This window comes from Dokdonia pacifica (assembly GCF_900188275.1).
In the GTDB taxonomy this organism is placed as follows: domain Bacteria; phylum Bacteroidota; class Bacteroidia; order Flavobacteriales; family Flavobacteriaceae; genus Dokdonia; species Dokdonia pacifica.
Map to the genome: position 1 here is coordinate 15,854 of NZ_FZNY01000015.1, position 15,812 is coordinate 31,665.

At 33.9% G+C, this 15,812-nt stretch carries 13 protein-coding genes; 9 read left to right on the forward strand and 4 right to left on the reverse strand.

The window, feature by feature from the left end; genetic code table 11:
• Positions 1-14: 14 nt before the first annotated feature.
• Positions 15-797 (reverse strand): tetratricopeptide repeat protein, encoded by a 783-nt coding sequence (locus CHB80_RS24145; RefSeq protein WP_089374099.1) that lies wholly within the window; start codon positions 795-797, stop codon positions 15-17.
• Positions 798-935: 138 nt separating this feature from the next.
• Here CHB80_RS24145 and recF point away from each other — a divergent pair, with 138 nt between their 5' ends.
• The 5 genes from recF to CHB80_RS24170 all read left to right on the forward strand — a co-directional run bounded on the left by recF (position 936) and on the right by CHB80_RS24170 (position 8,451).
• Positions 936-2,027, forward strand: coding sequence for a DNA replication/repair protein RecF (gene recF / locus CHB80_RS24150; RefSeq protein WP_089374100.1), 1,092 nt, complete (start codon positions 936-938; stop codon positions 2,025-2,027).
• A 33-nt stretch (positions 2,028-2,060) separates the two neighbouring features.
• A complete protein-coding gene (locus CHB80_RS24155; protein WP_089374101.1) occupies positions 2,061-2,486 on the forward strand; it encodes a hypothetical protein in 426 nt (141 codons plus the stop codon).
• On the forward strand, positions 2,483-2,776 hold the full coding sequence (locus tag CHB80_RS24160; RefSeq protein WP_089374102.1) for a DUF721 domain-containing protein: 294 nt from the start codon (positions 2,483-2,485) through the stop codon (positions 2,774-2,776). Before CHB80_RS24155 ends, CHB80_RS24160 begins: the two co-directional genes overlap by 4 nt.
• Before the next feature lie 266 nt (positions 2,777-3,042).
• The gene (locus CHB80_RS24165; protein WP_089374103.1) at positions 3,043-4,815 is read left to right on the forward strand and encodes a hypothetical protein; all 1,773 of its coding nucleotides are present in this window, start codon (positions 3,043-3,045) and stop codon (positions 4,813-4,815) included.
• A 12-nt stretch (positions 4,816-4,827) separates the two neighbouring features.
• Entirely contained in the window at positions 4,828-8,451 is a 3,624-nt protein-coding gene (locus CHB80_RS24170; RefSeq protein ID WP_143337249.1) for a hypothetical protein, read from the forward strand.
• A 69-nt stretch (positions 8,452-8,520) separates the two neighbouring features.
• On the opposite strand, the gene CHB80_RS24175 is transcribed toward CHB80_RS24170, so the two are convergent.
• Positions 8,521-8,940: a nucleoside-diphosphate kinase gene (locus tag CHB80_RS24175; protein ID WP_089374105.1), complete on the reverse strand. Its 420-nt coding sequence runs from the start codon at positions 8,938-8,940 to the stop codon at positions 8,521-8,523.
• A gap of 230 nt (positions 8,941-9,170) precedes the next feature.
• On the opposite strand from CHB80_RS24175, the gene CHB80_RS24180 reads away from it, so the two are divergent.
• The 3 genes from CHB80_RS24180 to CHB80_RS24190 are packed head-to-tail and all read left to right on the forward strand — an operon-like array spanning position 9,171 to position 11,919.
• On the forward strand, positions 9,171-10,181 hold the full coding sequence (locus CHB80_RS24180; RefSeq protein ID WP_089374106.1) for a DHH family phosphoesterase: 1,011 nt from the start codon (positions 9,171-9,173) through the stop codon (positions 10,179-10,181).
• A 3-nt stretch (positions 10,182-10,184) separates the two neighbouring features.
• Complete coding sequence (gene gldI, locus CHB80_RS24185) at positions 10,185-10,736, forward strand: gliding motility-associated peptidyl-prolyl isomerase GldI (RefSeq protein WP_089374107.1); 552 nt, start codon at positions 10,185-10,187, stop codon at positions 10,734-10,736.
• A gap of 19 nt (positions 10,737-10,755) precedes the next feature.
• Complete coding sequence (locus CHB80_RS24190; RefSeq protein ID WP_089374108.1) at positions 10,756-11,919, forward strand: peptidylprolyl isomerase; 1,164 nt, start codon at positions 10,756-10,758, stop codon at positions 11,917-11,919.
• Positions 11,920-11,993: 74 nt separating this feature from the next.
• Here the strand turns inward: CHB80_RS24190 and CHB80_RS24195 are convergent, their stop codons facing one another.
• Positions 11,994-13,457: an aminoacyl-histidine dipeptidase gene (locus CHB80_RS24195; protein WP_089374109.1), complete on the reverse strand. Its 1,464-nt coding sequence runs from the start codon at positions 13,455-13,457 to the stop codon at positions 11,994-11,996.
• A 30-nt stretch (positions 13,458-13,487) separates the two neighbouring features.
• Positions 13,488-14,234: a CDP-alcohol phosphatidyltransferase family protein gene (locus CHB80_RS24200; RefSeq protein WP_089374110.1), complete on the reverse strand. Its 747-nt coding sequence runs from the start codon at positions 14,232-14,234 to the stop codon at positions 13,488-13,490.
• A 123-nt stretch (positions 14,235-14,357) separates the two neighbouring features.
• Here CHB80_RS24200 and CHB80_RS24205 point away from each other — a divergent pair, with 123 nt between their 5' ends.
• A complete protein-coding gene (locus CHB80_RS24205; RefSeq protein WP_089374111.1) occupies positions 14,358-15,425 on the forward strand; it encodes a putative type IX sorting system protein PorV2 in 1,068 nt (355 codons plus the stop codon).
• Positions 15,426-15,812: the final 387 nt, after the last annotated feature.

The window sequence follows — 15,812 nt, forward strand, 5'->3', positions numbered from 1 at the left end:
CTAAGTATCAAAAACTAGTTTCCTGCTTGTGCTCTTCCTAAGTACAAATCTACTTGACTTGCATAATCCGAATCTTTAAACTCATCTTTGATTCGGTTAAGGTAATTTACAGCAACATCATTTTTACCTAAATCTATCGCTGCAACTGCTGCTTTAAATAAGAAGCGAGGCGTTGTAAATTCATTTTTATTTAATTTAAACGCTTGCTCGTAATAATCTAATGCTTGTTCTGCTTGATCTAATTGCATAAAAGCATCACCTATTGCTCCTTTTGCAAGAGGTCCTAGCATCATATCACTAGAAGAAAAATCTTGTAAGTGACCAATTGCATTTTTATAGTCTTTAATTTCTAGGTAAGACATTCCTGCATAATAGTGTGCAAGATTTGCAGATGGTGTACCACTGTACTTATCTGCAATGTCTAATAAACCAAATTTACCTCCTGCACCATTCAATGCAACTAGGTATAAAGAATCTTTTACGTTAGTATTTGTAGTCTCAAGTGCTGTAGTAAAATTCTCTTGTGCAGCTGTAAGTTCATTAGCAGCTTCAGCGATTTTAGGCTCTTTGATAAATTTACCATAAGCCATATACCCTAAGGCAATCACTAAGATTCCTATAATTACTCCAAAAATACCTTTTTGGTTCTTTTCTACCCATTCTTCGGTTTTAGAGGCACCTTCATCCAGACTAGCAAAAACTTCTGCAGTAGTACTGTCTTTTACATCGATCTCTTCCTCTACTACTTTTTCGGCTTTGGTTTTTGGTTTATAACCTCTTTTATTATACGTTGCCATATACTTATTTTGTTAGTGGCGCAAAAATATAATTTTTATTGAATTTTGAAAGGGAATTTATTCCTTATTTTTCGATATTTTGCAAACCATTTCTGAGAAGTCATACGCTTTCGCGAAAGCGTACTCATAACAAACCCTATGATTTTAAAATCTCTATCCTTAATTAACTATAAAAATTTCACCTCAAAAACCTTTGAATTTGATGCAAAAATCAACTGTTTTGTGGGAAATAATGGCGTAGGAAAAACCAATATTCTTGACGCTATTTATCACTTATCTTTTGGGAAGAGTTATTTTAATCCTGTAACAAGTCAAAATATCAATCATAACGCTGATTTCTTTGTGATAGATGGGATTTACGACAAAAGTGAGCGTGAAGAGAAAGTAGTTATTAGTGCTAAAAAAGGGCAAAAAAAAGTTATAAAACGCAATGCAAAAATGTATGAACGTTTTGCAGATCATATTGGTTTTTTACCCTTAGTTATTATTTCTCCTGCAGATAGAGATCTCATTACAGAAGGAAGTGATATGCGACGCAAATTTATAGATGGAGTTATTTCGCAAAGCGATAAAAATTACCTATCAAATTTACTTTCATATTCAAAAGTTTTGAGTCAACGAAATGCATTATTGAAGTATTTTGCGGCAAATAACACCTTTGACCAGGATACATTAAGCGTCTATAATGAGCAATTAGTCACCTATGGACAGCCAATTTTTGAAAAAAGAAAGGAATTTTTAGTGCATTTTGCTCCTATTTTTCAAGAGCAGTATAAAGCCATAAGTGGCGAGGCAGAACAGGTGTCACTCACCTATCAAAGTGCACTGCACGATATGCCATTAGAGCATTTGCTTACAAATGCATTGGCAAAAGATAGAATGTTACAATATACAAGTGTAGGCATTCACAAAGATGATCTGGCTTTTGAAATAAATGGATATCCTGTCAAAAAATTTGGATCTCAAGGACAACAAAAAACATATCTCATTGCTTTAAAACTAGCGCAATTTGATTTTATAAAAAAAGAAAGTGGTGTCAATCCTATCTTATTACTGGATGATATTTTTGATAAATTAGATGAAAACCGAGTAACACATATCATCCAATTAGTGAATACAAATAGTTTTGGACAGCTCTTCATTAGTGATACACATCCAGAGAGAACAGAAGGTGTTGTTAAAAAAATTCATCAGAGTTATGAATTATTTCATTTAGGACATCAAGAATAATCCACTCTTTTTCACGTACTTTGTGAATACCATATGAAACGAGTACATCTTATCTATTTAGTCATTGTTACAAGTCTATGTGCTTGTACTCAAAATCCTGAAGAACAGTTGACATATCTTAATGGATATTGGGAAATTGCAGGTGTAACGACACCCGATGGTAAAGCAAAAGAGTTTTCCTTGAGTCAAAATATCGATTTTTTTGAGATTCAAAATAACCAAAAAGGGATTCGTAAAAAAGTGCAACCTTCCATTAATGGGAATTTTACTACCTCTCAATCTTCAGAGAATATAGATATAGAAATTCGTAAAGATATGCTGGTATTAAAATATACAACAGCCTTTGATCATTGGGAAGAAACCGTAATCGAAGCAACTAAAGATGAATTAATCCTTCTTAATGAGAATGGAAACATTTACAGTTATAGAAGATATGAGCCTATACTCCTTTCCCAATGACAAAACGTAATACAGATCCTATATCTATAAGTGATGCCTTAGGCGAGTTTGTTTCAAAAAACAAGCTTCAAAAGGGAATTGATAAACTTGACGTAGAAAGTGCTTGGTATGCACTTAACCCTGCTTTTAAAACGTATACTACTTCTGTACGATTAGAGCGTGATACATTATTAGTAAATCTTAGTTCTTCCGTTTTCAGAGAAGAATTAAGTTACGGAAAAGAAAAAATTCTAGAACGATTAAATGAAGAGTTAGGTAGAGAAGTTGTAAAGAAACTAGTCCTACGATAAACACCATAACTACATGGTAGTTGTGTCTAGAAATGCGTAATTTTTAATACGTATTTCTATACACTTTCTAACCCTTATATCCAAATACACATACGAAATACTGACAGTTACCATCTCTATAAAATGTCACAAAAAACACTCGTAAATCTACGTATAAATAGACCACGTAAGAATACCTGTTTTTAGTCATATACGTAGGTCTACGTATTTCTTTAGATCACTCATCTCTATACTTTTAACTCATTAACCCTTAAAAAAATAGAGGCATGAGTTCTTCAAAATCTAATCTTTCACTTCCAAAGTATGGGTACGATATGGTCGTATCTGTTACCCAAGCATCCATTAATGCTACTACAAAAGAGTTTTTAGACAAGTTTAGCGGTCATCAATTTGTTATGTGTTACACATATGACGATGATGACAACATTCATCCTATGAATTATGAAACTCTCAAAACAGCACTAGGAGCAGATCCATTTGATATTCCTAATGGAGAAACACAAGAAAACAACCTTGTTCAAAAACTAGATGATTTGGGATTTGCTTTTGCATTTAGAGCAACCATGGGTCTTCCTTTAGAGTTTGACCTAGATGAAATCCCCAATATCATTACTCTAGATAAAGGAAGTAGTATGGTGACATACAAACTCGTTTGTAAAGAATTTGAAATCCTAAATTTAAGTTATCGCAGAAGAAAGCTAAGTTGGAGTAACATAAGACAATCTGAGCAAGAAAAACCATGGATTTTTACATTTAATGTCAATTTAGATTTAAGATCTAGTGACTCTGCTTTTAACAAACTACCTATTGAAGTACAGCGAAAGGTAAAAAATCTAAATCCAGATACGATGTTTAGTGTACAACAACTCTATCTAGATTTAAATACTGCTGGTTTAGAGTCGAGTCCTGAAGTTTCTGGATTAGAACCTACAGATACTGCTTTTATCTATTTAAATAAAATTTTCATCAATCAATATTTTGAAAACTTAAAACAACAAAATCAATCAGGTGACAACCCCAATGGGGATTTTTTATTAGGGTATAGTGTACAGCCTCAAGAACCTACAAAAAAATCATCTATTACCCCTACAGATCTTAACTTTATGGTTTCTCCATATGTAGATGAGCATGGAGTACCTACAAAAAACTATGACTTGTTCACACTAAACTACTTAGTGATGACTAAAAACAATCATATGCCTGCACCTGTAGCTTTTGAATGGAATTGGGTAGATACATCTCAAAAACGTGATTTTAGTGGTACAATGGCTATTCGAAGAGGGGTTTTTGTTTCTTATCTAAACGCACTTTTAGCCCCTTCATTAAATGCAATCTCTTTAATTCCTGAGAGTAGTGTAAAATGTCGTACTGAATTAGAAGGAGCTATCAAACCTTTCATATATACTTTTGACGCAACTCCAGATACAACTCCAAAATCATATAATGTAATTAACGATGGCACCTCACATGTATTAAGCTTTAATTTCAGTAGAACTAGTGGAAATAAATCAGGCTTTTGTTGGGGTAATGGTAGCGAAGTAAAATTTAATTATAGTGTAACATCAGATATTTATTTAGAAAGTAATAAAGTCAAAGTGATAACAAAAGCCATTGCATATATTTACTTTGAAGCTGATTTCGGGAAAGTAGATGGAAATCTCATCGATTATACTATTGAAACCAACTACCTCATAGGTGTAGATGCTTATGGAAATTTTACAGTTACCATAGAGAATGGAGAATCAACTATTACAGACAATTCTGTAGATATAAAAGCAGATGCCTGGTTAGATTTTATAACTGCTGGAACTATAGATAAATTCTTTGATCATCTAAACAACAAAATAGACTCTATCAAAACTGCTTATGTAAACGGGTTTGATAAGAAAATTTTAAGCATGCTCAATGGAGCTGGTGTATGGGTATTTCCAGGAGGAAAAACATTTGTCTTCAAAGATGCTAATTTCTCAAAACATCAAGACTTAGTGACTCACGTCACCTATACATCACCTACTTCTACTTCATTTAAAAACCGTTAATCTCTAGAACATATGAAAACTAATATAACATACTCTTCGGAGTTAATGCAGCATTACAAGCACGCCGAGATTGTAGCGCCAGACACAAAATTTGAAGCCTTACAAACCAAACAAGGTCATTCTTTATTCTTTTCTATAGGAACAGACGATGTGTTTTATGTGACTAGAGAGGCAATTGGGTCAAAAGTTGGTTATATAAAAAGTGACCAAAGTAGTGCCATTTCTCGTTTTCACGAAGGTGAAAAAATTAAAGTAAAAACATTTAGTGTTTCTCAACAAACAAAAACAGGAGCCATTGTTATTGTACTTGCCGTAAGCGTAAAAGATACTGATTTCATTTATTCAGCTACCATTACAAAAAACAATGACGAACAATGGAAAGAAGATATCCAATGGAATGCGATTCCTTTTGATGACAAAGACCATGAGTTTTCTAAAATTGTAGTTACCGAAACCTATATTCATCAAACTCCTAGAAAACAATATATTGTTGTTGACATTCTAAAAGACCCTAAAAGCACACAAGGTTTTGTATTTAGATACTTTATAGATTTACAAAAAAAAGTAACAGGCTCATATTGGGTAGCGCATGACCTATCTGCCAATTTACATGCTTCAAGTATTACAAGTTGCGCGGGACAAAAAGACCCTCGTATTGGAGGTATTTATACACTCGGTACTATCAATAAGAAGCAAGAACTTATTTATACACCTTTCTATAATGCATATGACCTATCTGTAGCTCCTACAGCGACAAGGCTTGAATTTCCAAAAGGTGCTTCTGCAATTGCAAGCGTTTCTACAGATCAAAAAACCACACATCTTTTTGTAGCTGGAGGTACGCATTTAAGTTATTTCCCTTCCGGGAAACAACAAGATGGAACTGCTCCAGTTAGACTTATGGAACATCCATTATTTGGGAGCGTAGAAACTTTATATGCATTATTTCAAAAAAACAAAGTGGTCATCTGGGGGCTTAATAGAGCACAAGAATTATTTTATACCACTTGCGATAGTGACAAGTTAGGAATTCCAGCAGCTTGGACACATCCTATTATACTAATAGAAGGTGTACAAGAACTTACTCCATATATAAATAGAGTTAACCAAGGGAATACTTTTTTTGCTCACGTAGGTGAAAATAGATTAACCAAAGCAACGCAAAGCCCTACAACAACAGTATGGTCTTATGAAGATATTCTTTTACCACCTCTAGATAAAAAAGACACTGAATCTCTCAAATTCAATTCATACACTACTAGAATTAAAGTAACAGACGAGAACAATCAACCCATATTTAGAGATGAAAACAAGCATCATATTACCTTAGAAATTGCCTCAAGCTCTCGAAATAGTGTGTATATAAACAATAGGTATTACTTATTAGACACTACTCCTATTCCCATAAAAGTAGATCACCTAGGAGCATTGACTATTGTAGAGCTAGTAAACAACTCTTTAAGTGCTACTTCTTATGAAATTTATGGAGCAAATGGTCAAAAAATCACCATTGACCCAATGCAAGGGCCACAAGAAAAACTGACATCATTAAATACTTTGGAGAAACTAAATGATGCAAAAATTAGATATAATGATGGTTCAGAAAAATCATTAATTCATACATCAGTATCTGAAAATGATAGAAAAGAAATTGTCCGATCTATCCAACAGCTTACGGAAGTATCTGATTCTTTAAAGAAAAAGCCTGTCACTAGAAGAATGGCTGCAAAAACAAGACCTATAAACTGGGCAGCCATACCTACTCAACAAATACAAAGCTTTAGTTTTGGAGTTTCCTCTATTCAACAAAGGCGCTCTTTACAACAATCTGGTGTATTACTAAAACCAAAACTAGCTAGAGGTAGAGAAGTTCTAGATTTTTCTAAAGCCATAGAAGTAGCCGCTGGTGATGTCATTAGTTTTTTTGAAAACGTAGCGCATGATGTTTCAGAGTTTTTTATAGTTAATGTTCAAAATGCATGGCATTTTATTGTAAATATTGGAAATGAACTCGTACGATTTATTATTAGCACTACTCAAAAAGTAATGAGTGCCCTAGAGTTTGTATTTAATGCTATCAAAACGGGTATTGAAGACTTATTAGATTTCTTAAGCTACTTATTTGATTGGGAAGACCTAGTAAGAACTAAAGATGTCTTTAAAAACTTATTAGTGCTTACCATGCACAATAGTGTAGATATGGTAGAATCTTTAAAAGGAGAACTTGCCAAATTAACAGGAATGTTAAAAACACATATTGATGAATGGGCAGGCATTGAAAAAGACACTTGGCAACGTATAGATTATAGTTCTAATGTAATGTCACATGCAAATAAAGGAGTAGATTTTACAGATGCCTTCTCTGCCCCTTCTATGTTTTTTCAACAACATTTTTCAGATAATATCGATCAATTAGAGGAAGGAGAACAAAATCTTGCTGCAAAAACAGGTTTATTAGGGCTCATAGATGTATTATATACAGCACTTATGAATCAAGGCACTGTATTCAGTAGTGCTATAGAGCGCATCGATAGGGAAATCTTGCAAAAAGACCCTATAAACATGAAGCTTGGTGATTTGCTTAAAAAAATTGCTGGAATTGTGTTTGACGCTATCATTAATACTGCAGAAAATTTTATTGACCTTATCATTGACCTTTTTGTATTAGTTGCAAGAACTGCTATTGAGGCTATAGATGAACCTATTAGATTTCCTATTATTCATGATATATTAGAAGATGCTTTAGGCATTAAAATACGCTTTTCTTTATTAGATATTATTTGCATGATTGGTGCTGTTCCTGCTGCTATTATTTATAAAGCAGCTCTTAAAAAAGCACCTTTCTCTAAAGATGATGGATTTAGTCAGAAAATAATAGATGCAACATCTGTTGCCGATCTGAGAGCCAGTTTCCCTGATACTCCTACTCCACAACGTCGTATGGCACAAAGTCTTTCTCGTACCGAAAAAGAAACTGCATTTTTCATTCCTATTAATTTCTCACATGATGCCAGAGAAGTAATTTTTATAGTAGGGCATATGATCTCAGGCATTGTTGGGGTTATAAGTTCTGGATTTGTTTTTGCTCAAAATGCTACCGAATTTGGTGTAGGACCTCTTGAAGGACCTATTTCTGTTACTGGAGCTGTAAGTGCTGGGGCAACTGCCATCACTGGTTTTATTGCAGAACCTAATCCTATTCAAGACCCAATCTGGTCTGCAATCTCATCTGGAGCAGGAGGCGCTACTTTATTAGCTAAAATAATTTTCTATGGTCTTGGTAAAAGTAAAGAAGGTTTTGATGATGGCGGAGCTGCAAAAGCTACTGTAGGAAAAGTAGGAGCTGGTGTTAATTCTGTAATTGGTATTGTATCAATGGCAACTTCAGTCTATCATATTGTAGAATTATCAAAAGCACCTAAAACTACGAATAGAACACTGGCTGTTGTTATTGTAACTGGAAGTATGTGCGGATATCTTAGTAGAATGACTGAATTTGCAGCATTGGTAGACCCTGAGCCTATTTCTAAAGCTGTTTTAGGATTTCTTACTGGCGAATTAGTTGCACTTAATGGTTTATTAGAACTTGGTGCTGGTATTGGAAATATTGTATACTTAGCAGAAACTTCATCATGATGCGATGATTTAATAAAAAAGGCGCTATCCAAATAGATAGCGCCTTTTTTTATATAATAATGTCTTTTATTAAAACATCTCTCTTCCAGAAAAATGGAAAGCGCCTTCAATAGCAGCATTCTCATCACTATCACTACCGTGAACAGCGTTTTCTCCCATAGAAGTTGCATATAATGCTCTTATGGTTCCTTCTGCAGCATCTGCAGGATTTGTAGCTCCAATTAACGTACGGAAATCTGCTACTGCATTTTCTTTTTCAAGAATTGCTGCAACAATAGGACCACGTGTCATGAATTCTACAAGCTCTCCAAAAAATGGACGCTCATTATGTACTGCGTAAAATGCTTCAGCGTCTGCTTTAGTCATTTGTGTAAATTTCATTGCTACAATACGAAATCCACTCGCTGTAATTTTTTCTAAAATTGCTCCGATGTGTCCATTTTCTACACCATCAGGCTTGATCATTGTAAAAGTTCTATTTGTTGCCATAGTCTTAATTTAAATTCTCACGTTAGGAGAATCTTGATTATTTAATAAAATATTTCTTTTATATGCTTTCGCGAAAGCGTATAACTCTTTTTAAATTTTGCGCAAAAATAGTGCTTTTCTACATTATGCAAATGTTAAGCTTTACCAAATTATGTTTCTACATTCACTTTTATAAATTTAGTAGGCATCTTCCTTACGCATCATATTCATAAATTGTATCTTCGTTGCCTATGAATTCTAATGATATAAAGACTGTACAGTCATTACTAAGTACTTCTAAATCTATTGTTATTGTCCCTCATAAAAATCCAGATGGAGATGCAATGGGGAGTACACTTGCCTTATGTAAATATTTAAATGCTCAAGGACATACTGCTGTAGTTGTTGCGCCTAATGAGTATCCTCATTTTTTGAAGTGGTTACCAGGCAATGATGATGTCATTATCTATAATGCAACGACCAAAATAGCTACTCAAAAAATAGAAAGTGCTGATCTTATTTTTACATTAGATTTCAATGATTTTTCTAGAACTGGAGACATGGAACAAGTACTAGCGAGCGCTAGTGCCGATTTTATTATGATAGATCATCACCAGCAGCCTTCTAATTATGCAAAGGTTACTTACAGTGATACGAGTATGAGTAGTACCTGCGAAATGGTTTATCATTTTCTAGATGCTTTACAAGCCACAGATCATATTGATGCTGATATGGCAGCCTGTTTATATACGGGTATCATGACAGATACCGGATCGTTTAGATTTCCATCTACTACTGCGATTACGCATGAAGTAATTTCAAAATTAATTGCAAAAGGAGCTGATAATTCTCACATACACCGTAATATATACGATACAAATAGTCACACAAAACTACAACTCTTAGGAGTAGCGCTTAAAAACCTTAGAATTCTTCCGGAGTTTAAAACAGCATATATCACATTAACTCAAAAAGAGCTAGACGATCATAATTTTCAGAAAGGAGATACAGAAGGTTTTGTAAACTATGGATTGTCTTTAAAAGGAATTATTTTTGCAGTGATTTTTATTGAAAATAAAGCAGATAATATTATAAAAATGTCTTTGCGATCTAAAGGTGATTTTTCAGTCAATGAATTTGCTCGTACACATTATCATGGTGGTGGACATACAAATGCTGCCGGAGGAAAAAGCGATCTTTCATTAAAAGAAACAGTAGACCAATTTATTAGTATATTACCACGTTATAAAGACAAACTATAAGTAATGAAAAAAGGAATTACTTTCATCACAATCATCTTATGTCTACTTGCGTGCAAAGAACCAGAGGCAAGACGCCCTATCTCTCAAAAAACAGGATCTTATATTACGGAATCCATAGAGCGAAATAAAGAGCTTATTGCAGCAGAAGAAATCATCATAAAAAAGCGTATTGAAAAAGATACTAGCACTACCTATCTAAGTTCGGAAAGTGGATTTTGGTATACGTATGTTACTCAAGATTCTACAAATACAAGAACCCCAAAAAAAGGAGATATTGTTAATGTTCTCTATGATTTACAAACGCTATCTGGAAAAACGATTCTTTCTAAAGAAGAGATCGGGGTACAAGCCATTAAAGTAGATCAGAGTAATCAAGAGCTTATCTCAGGAATACGTGATGGAATTAAGCTTTTAAAAGAGGGAGAAACAATTACATTTTTATTTCCTTCACATAAAGCATATGGTTACTATGGTTTTGAGGATAAAATAGGAAGTAATATTCCTATTCGATCTACAGTAACCCTACTTAGTATAAAAGATAATGAACCAAAATAATTAATACATTTTATAACCCATGAAAAAAATATCCATGTTACTTATTGCAGCCCTTTTTGCATTGCTTTCATGCAATGATAAATATCCCGATTTAAAAGATGGTATCTACGCAGAATTTATTACAGATCAAGGCACTCTAGTTGCCGAATTATATTATGAAGATGCTCCTGCTACGGTAGCAAACTTTGTAGCCCTTGCTGAAGGAACACATCCTATGGTAGACAGTGCTTATGCTAATAAACCATATTATAATGGTTTAAAATTTCATAGAGTTATGAAAAACTTTATGATTCAAGGAGGAGATCCATTAGGTACTGGTTCTGGAGGACCAGGTTATAAATTTCATGATGAAGTAACTCCTACAAGAAGACATGATACTGTAGGTATTCTTTCTATGGCAAATTCTGGTAAAAACACGAATGGAAGTCAGTTTTTCATCACTCATAAAGCAACACCGCATCTTGATGGTTTTGATCAAAATGGAGGTAGAAAAAGATGTGGTGAAAGAGGTCCAAATGGAAGACCAATAAGCTGTCACTCAGTTTGGGGAAAAACAGTGCTTGGTTTTGAAATGATCGATGCTATTACCGATGTAGAAATGAAACCTGGTACAACCGCTCCAAAAGAAGATGTAATCATGAGAGAGGTAAACATCATTCGTATTGGTACTGCAGCCAAAAACTTTGATGCTCCAGCTACTTTTACAAAAGAGCTAGAAAAATATGAAAACAGGTTTGCAGAATTTACAAATAGATTTAAAGAAAAATCGGCTAAAGCAGAAGAACTTCCTAGCGGTCTTAAAATACACTGGGATCAAAAAGGAAGAGGACAAAAACCTGCTATTGGAGATTCTGTACAAGTAAAATATGCTGGATTCTTTGCTGAAAGTGGTGAACTATTTGATACAAGTATCGAAGAAGTAGCAAAAAGCCAAGACAAATTTGATCAGCGTCGTAAAGATGCTATTGGTTACAATCCATTAGGAACACTTTACAGCCCAGAAGCAAACCTTATTACTGGTTTTAAAGAAGGTCTTCAATTAATGAGTATTGGAGATAAGATGACTGTATTTATTCCTTCACATTTAGGATATGGTCCTTCTGGATATCCTGGTTTTATACCTCCAAATTCTGATTTAGTTTTTGAATTAGAACTTGTAGGAATTATAGAGCCTCAAAAATAATCTGAAATACTCCTTATAAAAAAAGGCTAGCGAAACAATCGCTAGCCTTTTTTATTTTTATGAATACTTCGTATTTATTTTACAGGAATATCCTTTAATATCTCAAGTACAAAATTCCAATATTTCTGAGCTGATGGTATATTTGCTCTTTCATCTGGAGAGTGAGCTCCTTTAATTGTAGGTCCAAAAGAGATCATATCCATATCTGGGTAATTTTGTCCTAAAATACCGCATTCTAATCCTGCATGACAAGCAGCAACATGAGGTGCTGTATTATTAATTTGTTTGTACTTCTCGACAAGAACTGCAAGAATAGGGCTTTTCATATTAGGTGCCCATCCTGGATAATCACCAGACAACTCTACTTCACAACCTATTAATTCAAAAGTAGCTCTAAGTGCATTTGCTAAATCCATTTTAGAACTCTCTACAGAAGACCTTGTAAGACATCCTATTTTGATAGCTCCTTCTTTTACAATAACACGTGCGATATTATTTGAAGTCTCTACTAAATCTTCTATATCTGGACTCATACGGTATACTCCATTATGAGCTGCATATAATGCTTTCGTGAGTCCTTCTTGAACACCTAACTCCATTACTTTTTCAGGGAGTTCAGCTTTAGATAACACCATTTCTAAATTAGGCTCTAATGTTTCATATTCTTTCTGAATAGTTTTTGCTAATGTCCCAAATTCAAATTCAAAAGCATCTTTTTGTATGGCATCTACCACCACAGTAGCAAAACTTTCTCTAGGGATTGCATTACGAAGACTTCCTCCATCTATTTGAGCAATCTGTAATCCAAAATTTTCAAAACCATTAAATAGTAAACGATTCATTAATTTATTTGCATTCCCCAATCCTACATGAATATCCATTCCAGAATGCCCACCTTTAAGGCCTCTTACTGCAATAGTATATCCTATTTTACCTTCCCCAACAACTTCTTCATTATAAGATCTTATTGCAGTCACATCTATACCTCCTGCACAACCTACACCTATTTCATCATCTTCTTCTGTGTCAAGATTAAGTAGAATATCACCTTTTAAGACGCCTTCTTTTAATCCCATAGCACCTGTCATCCCAGTTTCTTCATCTATAGTAAACAAAGCTTCGATTGCTGGGTGCACAATAGTATCACTTTCCAGTATTGCCATAATAGTTGCAACACCAAGACCATTATCTGCTCCTAAAGTAGTACCCTTTGCATGTACCCAATCATCTTTTATATACATCTCGATACCCTGTGTATCAAAATCAAAAGTAGTATCTGCATTTTTTTGATGTACCATATCTAGATGTGATTGCATCACCACCATCTTACGATTTTCCATTCCAGCAGTAGCAGGTTTACGTATAATTACATTTCCTACTTCATCTTCTATAGTTTCTAAATTAAGATGGTTTCCGAAATCTTTCATAAACTGTATAACACGTTCTTCTTTTTTTGAAGGGCGTGGTACCGCATTTAAATCTGCAAACTTATTCCAAAGCACTTTAGGTTCTAGTGCTCTTACCTCTGGATTTGTCATAAAAAGTGTCTTTTTTGCAAAGATACTTCCTTATTCGTTTTTAGTAGAATAATTTATATCCTTATCCGGAAAAATTAATGATAGCAGTACATACAATACAATGAGTAATGGAATTGCTAGGTATTGTAAAAAGATAATAAGTACAATACTGGTCAGAATAAATAAATAACGAATTTTATTTTTTGCAAAACCCCACGTTTTAAATTTAAGCGCAAACAAATGGATTTCTGCATTAAGCATATAGCTACTTGCTATTGCAATCCCTATTAAAGCATAAGGGTTTGTGAATACCGCTTTCGCGAAAGCGTACTCACCATACATCAAAATAAGAGGAATACTAATAATGAAAAGTGTATTAGCCGGGGTTGGCAAACCTATAAAAGAATTTGTCTGGCGATCATCCACATTAAACTTTGCAAGCCTATACGCAGAGGCTAAAGTAACTATAAACCCTACATAAGCGATATTAAAATGATGTTCTTCAAGAGAAGCTCCCCAAGGAATATCTGTGGCATCCAATAACAACTGATACATAACAACACCAGGCACTACTCCACTTGTTACCATATCTGCAAGCGAGTCCAATTGAAGACCCACCTCACTTTGAACATTGAAAAGACGTGCAAAAAAGCCATCAAAGAAGTCAAAAAAGATTCCTAAAGCCACAAAAAATGCGACGTACTCCATTTGATCATGTACAGCAAATAGTACAGCGATACAACCACTTAAAAGGTTCCCCATTGTAAGGGCATTAGGTATATATTTTTTGAATCCCATTCCTAGTATTTGTGTAAAAATAGAAAAGAAAATGAATTATGTAATTATATATACAATATCTCGATTAAAATAAAGTTTAAAATATGTAATAAAAAGGGGATATTTGCCCCGTAATTACTGCCATTGAAAAAGAACATTACCATAATTTTTATATTACTTACCATTTCTGTAAGTGCACAAGCTGTCCGTAAGTACTCAAATGAGTTCTTAAACATAGGTGTAGATGCTGCTGCTTTGGGGATGAGTAACGCTGTTGTCGCGAGTACAAATGATGTAAATTCTGGTTATTGGAATCCCGCTGGGCTTGTACATCTAGAAGACAACCAAGTTTCTATTATGCATGCTTCCTACTTTGCGAATATTGCTAACTACGATTATATCGCTTTTGCAAAACCGTTAGATGATAAAAGTGCCATAGGTGTTTCTGTTATACGTTTTGGCGTAGATGACATTTTAAATACTACCCAACTTATAGATGCAGAAGGGAATATAGATTTTAATAGAATTAGTTTATTCTCTACCGCAGATTGGGCTGTTACCTTTTCATATGCCCGTAAATTACCTTTAGATGGTCTTAATATAGGTGCCAATGCAAAAGTAGTACGACGTGTTATAGGAGATTTTGCAAATAGCTGGGGATTTGGAATTGATATAGGCTTGCAATGGCAAAAAGGAAATTGGAATTTTGGATTAATGGCTCGTGATATTACAACTACAGTAAACGCATGGAGTATTGATGAAGAACAATTTGCTACAATTAGTGATGCTGTAGAAGGGCAAAATCAAGAATTACCGGAGAGTACAGAAATTACAATTCCTAAACTACAAGCTGGTTTCGGAAGAACTTGGGTTCATCATTATGATTATAGTTTCAAAGCCGAGATTGATCTTAATGTTCGCTTTGCTCAAACAAATGATGTTATATCATCTTCAGCAGTAAGTGTTACTCCTGCTTTTGGATTTGAATTTGGTTATTCTGAACTTGTTTATGTACGCGCTGGAGTAGGAAACTTTCAAGAGATTACAGAATTAGACAACTCCACATCTATAGGGTTTCAACCAAATATAGGCGTAGGGTTTAAATACAAAGGTATTCATGTTGATTATGCACTTACAGATATAGGAGATCAAAGTGCTGCTATTTATTCTAATGTGTTTTCTTTAAAACTAGATTGGGAACTCTTTAGGTAATTTATTTAATATCATAGAATGCTACGCTCATTACATTCTATTTTCATCTTAGTTTTCATTATATACAAAACAACTCATAAGCAACTATAGTTTCTTTTAAGCAGGAAGCTGTTATTAAAGCTTATTACTTGAATCATTCACCTTTAGATTATAATCTTTTATATCATATATAACATAGTTATATAATTTTTCATAACACTTAATCAGTCCTTAAGGAAGTTTAATAATTTATATCTCTGTTCTTCTTAAAACACATTGTAATTTGTATCCATAAAAAAACTCCTAGTGTATTACTAGGAGTTTTTTATGTTTATTATAATATGTTTAGTTGTAGATTTTCCTTTTACCTTTTCAGTGTAAAGTGTCCTACAAACTCTCTTTGAGTTC

Bases quoted from the DNA above. Each gene is read 5' to 3' on its own strand.
- CHB80_RS24145 (WP_089374099.1), bottom strand. From the start codon at position 797: ATGGCAACGTATAATAAAAGAGGTTATAAACCAAAAACCAAAGCCGAA.
- recF (WP_089374100.1), top strand. From the start codon at position 936: ATGATTTTAAAATCTCTATCCTTAATTAACTATAAAAATTTCACCTCA.
- CHB80_RS24155 (WP_089374101.1), top strand. From the start codon at position 2,061: ATGAAACGAGTACATCTTATCTATTTAGTCATTGTTACAAGTCTATGT.
- CHB80_RS24160 (WP_089374102.1), top strand. From the start codon at position 2,483: ATGACAAAACGTAATACAGATCCTATATCTATAAGTGATGCCTTAGGC.
- CHB80_RS24165 (WP_089374103.1), top strand. From the start codon at position 3,043: ATGAGTTCTTCAAAATCTAATCTTTCACTTCCAAAGTATGGGTACGAT.
- CHB80_RS24170 (WP_143337249.1), top strand. From the start codon at position 4,828: ATGAAAACTAATATAACATACTCTTCGGAGTTAATGCAGCATTACAAG.
- CHB80_RS24175 (WP_089374105.1), bottom strand. From the start codon at position 8,940: ATGGCAACAAATAGAACTTTTACAATGATCAAGCCTGATGGTGTAGAA.
- CHB80_RS24180 (WP_089374106.1), top strand. From the start codon at position 9,171: ATGAATTCTAATGATATAAAGACTGTACAGTCATTACTAAGTACTTCT.
- gldI (WP_089374107.1), top strand. From the start codon at position 10,185: ATGAAAAAAGGAATTACTTTCATCACAATCATCTTATGTCTACTTGCG.
- CHB80_RS24190 (WP_089374108.1), top strand. From the start codon at position 10,756: ATGAAAAAAATATCCATGTTACTTATTGCAGCCCTTTTTGCATTGCTT.
- CHB80_RS24195 (WP_089374109.1), bottom strand. From the start codon at position 13,457: ATGACAAATCCAGAGGTAAGAGCACTAGAACCTAAAGTGCTTTGGAAT.
- CHB80_RS24200 (WP_089374110.1), bottom strand. From the start codon at position 14,234: ATGGGATTCAAAAAATATATACCTAATGCCCTTACAATGGGGAACCTT.